Raw genomic sequence first — 3,899 nt, 5'->3', positions numbered from 1 at the left:
TGATTAGTATACATCGTGGACTTAGTAAAAGTATGAAGTTAAATTTAGTCGATTATTATCTTGTGAATTATAAGAAAAAGTAGAAAAGTAAGCACCCGTTTTTTTCATTAAGTCATTTTTGTAAACATTTCATCTGTATTTTCTTCTTTAATACCTACTGATGATAATTCTGAACGAAGGCGTTCAGACCATCCATTAATATTCCATATTGCTTTCTCCATAGTAAGTCCACTGTATTCAGTTGTATTTTTGAAGTTACCTGGAGATTCTTTTGTAGCTATATCATCATCATATGATTCTTCGATTAAAAAACTATAAGATGGATCAGCTAAAAAAACTATTTTTACAAGTGTCGAACTATTAGTTGGAAAAGTTATTGAAAAGTTATCTATCCCAAAATGTGTCTCAGATACTTCTTCATAAATTTTGTCGATAACATTTTTTCTTAATTCACTCACTGATACATTCCTTGTCTTTAACTATTTATTCTAAAATATTATATATAAAACAACTTTAACTCATATAAATAACCTACATTTATTTTTCTTCTAAAAAGCTATAATGATAGTAATTTGTCACATTTTAAAGAAAGAGTCCATAATTAAGTATAATTCGCACCATGCAAAAACAAACAAACTTAAATACTACATTACTAAACAAACACTCCCTTTTTGAGTTACTTTCTTCTAGGTTTTCAGACGAAGAAAAGAAACTCTCAGACATTCCAAACCCTGCTCTGCTTCAAGATGCTAGCTCATCTGCTAAAAGAATCGCTGATGCCATACAAAACAAAGAACGCATCACTCTTGTTGGCGACTATGATGTTGATGGAGTGAGTTCTACATCTATCATGGTTGATTTTTTCCGACAAATTCCTTACCCACTTGAAGCAATCATCCCAAATCGATTTCGTGATGGCTATGGAGTTTCACCAAATGTACTTCAAAGAGTAGAAGCTGATCTAGTTATTACTGTTGACAATGGTATTGCAGCGATTGGTGCAGCTGCTATTTGTAAAGAAAGGGGTATAGACCTCATTATTACAGACCATCATACGCCATCAGACATTCTTCCTGAAGCTCTTTTTATTGTTGATCCAAAACTTGAAACTTGTACGTATCCATTTAAAGAAATATGTGGTGCTCAAGTTGCTTGGCTTGTACTTGCGTTGGTGAAGAAAGAACTTGGCTTACAAATAGATATGAAGCAGTTCTTAGATATCTTAGCTATCGCTATAATCGCAGATATTATGCCTCTTATAAATATTAACCGTATTCTCGTTAAAGAAGGTCTCAAGGTTTTGATGACCTCAAATCGTCCATCTTCTATCATCATACGTGATTTTTTAAATAAATCTTCTATCTCTAGTGAAGATATCGCATTTATGATTGCTCCACGTATCAACTCAGCAGGACGACTCGAAGATGCGAGTATAGCTATGGAGTTTTTCACAGCAGCAGACACTAACAAAGCCTATAAACAGTTTGAACTTCTTGGTCAACTTAATGACTTACGTAAAGAGACCGAAGCCGAGTGTACAAAACTTGCCATTGACGCAGCTGATGGAAATGCTGATGTCATAGTTGTGGCTGGTAAAAATTGGCACGAAGGTGTTGTTGGCATTGTAGCCGCAAGATTAGTAGATAAGTTTGGAAAACCTTCCATAGTTTTAAGTCTACAAAATGGAATTGCTAAAGGTAGTGCAAGAAGTATCGGTGAAGTAAGTATTTATGAGCTGATTAAGTCATGTGAACACTTGTTAACTAAGTTTGGTGGACACACTATGGCCGCAGGTTTAGGACTTGAAGAAGAGAATATAGAAGAATTTACAAAAGCAATAAATGAGAGTGCTTCAAAGCTTGATAGAGATGATTTTTTGCCTAAAGAATCAATCGCGGGTAAACTAAATACTCAGGATATCGATCTTGAACTACTGAATCTCATTGAGCAATTTGAACCATACGGTGAAGCAAACTTACGCCCAAAATTTTTAATAGAAAATGCCGAAGTTGTGAGTATCAAACTTATGGGAAAAGACAAATTACATTCAAGAATCCAAGTGAGACAAAATCCGCATGAGTTAAAAACTTTAGAACTCATTGCATTTAGAACAGTTTTTGAGATGCCAGAATCTAAAAAAATAAGTTGTAGTTATACACTTTCAAAAAATGAGTTTAACAACAAGGTGTCTGCTCAACTCTTAATAAACAAGATTTATTAAGAGTTATACATCCTAAAAACCAATTTGATTCAAAAGTGAATGTTAATTCACTTATTACAAAGATTTATTAAGCTTGATGATTATATAATTAATTAATACATTATATAAGGTTACCTATTATGGATACTAAGAATTTTTTAAACAATTATAAGTCTGACACTGAGTTATCTCGTCGTGATGCCATCAAGCTGATGGGTATTTCACCCATTGCGGCTTCTGTACTAGCAAGTGCAGGAACTAGTTCAATAGCTGAAGCAAGTGCCGATGTTTCTGGAAAAGTTATTATCGTTGGTGGTGGGGCTGGAGCACTTATGGCACTCTCACGTATTAAGCGTGCTATTAAAAATCCAGATATTACTATAATCGCTCCAAATGAGGCGCACCTTTATCAACCTGGACAAGTTTTCATTGGTGCTGGTGAAATGGAAATGGAAGACATCATACTTGATAATAACAACTATATTGATCCTGATGAAGTTACTTGGGTTAAAGATGCAGTGAAAGCTTTTGATCCGGACAATAACACCGTTACAACAAGAGCAGGTAAAGAATTAAAGTATGACTATCTTGTAGTAGCAACGGGCGCTCAATATAACTATGAGGATATCGAAGGTTTAACAAAAGAAGACATTGGAAAAAATGGGATCACTAGTGTTTATCTAAGTGATTTAGAAAAAGGTACATCAGTTGGTGCCACAGCAACTTGGGAGTGGAACAAAGCTCTAAAAATTGCAGCCACAACTTCAAAACAAAAACAAAAAGTTATATTTACCCATCCAAACACAAAAATAAAGTGTGGTGGTGCTCCACAAAAAGTTCTTCACCTAACAGCTGATTACCTCAAAAAAGATGGGCTAAGTGCTGAGTATACTTTTGTAACAAGTACGAAGACTCTTTTTCCACTTCCTCATGTAGCTAAAGCATTAGAGAAAGTACAAGCTGGATATGACACTATTTCACATAAATTTCAGCATCACCTACAATCTATAGATGTACAAAACAAAAAAGCTACATTTCTACATTCTTATAGCGAAGATGTTTATGATGAAGAGTTTGGAGAGAGTGAAACTGTAAGTCATGAAGATACTGTTATAATGGATTATGACTTTATTCACATCACTCCACCTATGTCGGCTATAACTGCACTTATGAATTCAAAACTTGTTGATTTTACGGGATGGCTTGAGGTAGATAAATATACTCTACAGCATAAACGCTATAGCAATGTATTTGGTATAGGTGATACCTGTGGAATCCCAATGGGTAAAACAGGTGGTTCAGCAAGACACCAAGGACCAATACTTACAGAGAACCTTATTTCTGTTATGAAAAATGAAAAAGCTAAAGCAATTTTTGATGGGTATACTGTTTGTCCTATCAAAACAGCATATGGTCAAATCTTGATGGCTGAGTTTAACTATGCAGGGGATGCACCGACTATACCTTTCTTGAGTATTGCAGAACCTAGAGCTTTTTGGTGGCTATTTGATTTATACCAATTAAAACCGATGTACCAATATCTAATGTTAACAGGTAGATTTTAAAAGGTGAAATTTTGGTGCAAAACGAAGTAGTTAAAGAGATTCTAAAAGAGGTTGACAAGCATCCTGAGATAATGTCTCGTAGGGATGTATTAAAGTATCTTGCTCTTTCGCCATTAGCTACTTCAATTAACGCA

3 protein-coding genes are annotated in these 3,899 nt (G+C 34.6%); 2 read left to right on the top strand and 1 reads right to left on the bottom strand.

Translation table 11 applies throughout. From position 1 onward, the window contains the following. Positions 1–107: 107 nt before the first annotated feature. On the bottom strand, positions 108–458 hold the full coding sequence (locus tag ACI9TV_RS15970) for a hypothetical protein (RefSeq protein WP_415251816.1): 351 nt from the start codon (positions 456–458) through the stop codon (positions 108–110). Positions 459–619: 161 nt separating this feature from the next. On the opposite strand from ACI9TV_RS15970, the gene recJ reads away from it, so the two are divergent. Both recJ and ACI9TV_RS15960 read left to right on the top strand, forming a co-directional pair. Further along, on the top strand, positions 620–2,221 hold the full coding sequence (recJ, locus tag ACI9TV_RS15965) for a single-stranded-DNA-specific exonuclease RecJ (RefSeq protein WP_415251815.1): 1,602 nt from the start codon (positions 620–622) through the stop codon (positions 2,219–2,221). 119 nt (positions 2,222–2,340) lie between these two features. Next, positions 2,341–3,765 carry an NAD(P)/FAD-dependent oxidoreductase gene (locus ACI9TV_RS15960; RefSeq protein WP_415251814.1) on the top strand — a complete coding sequence of 475 codons (1,425 nt, stop codon included), beginning with the start codon at positions 2,341–2,343 and terminating at the stop codon, positions 3,763–3,765. The last annotated feature ends 134 nt before the right edge of the window (positions 3,766–3,899 follow it).

Origin of the sequence: Sulfurimonas sp., assembly GCF_047622445.1 — a bacterium.
Lineage (GTDB): Bacteria > Campylobacterota > Campylobacteria > Campylobacterales > Sulfurimonadaceae > Sulfurimonas.
The sequence above is the reverse complement of the archived record's forward strand: the minus strand, read 5'-3'. Positions and strand labels throughout refer to the sequence as shown.

Coding starts and splice junctions, on each gene's coding strand:
- recJ (WP_415251815.1), top strand. CDS start 620: ATGCAAAAACAAACAAACTTAAATACTACATTACTAAACAAACACTCC.
- ACI9TV_RS15960 (WP_415251814.1), top strand. CDS start 2,341: ATGGATACTAAGAATTTTTTAAACAATTATAAGTCTGACACTGAGTTA.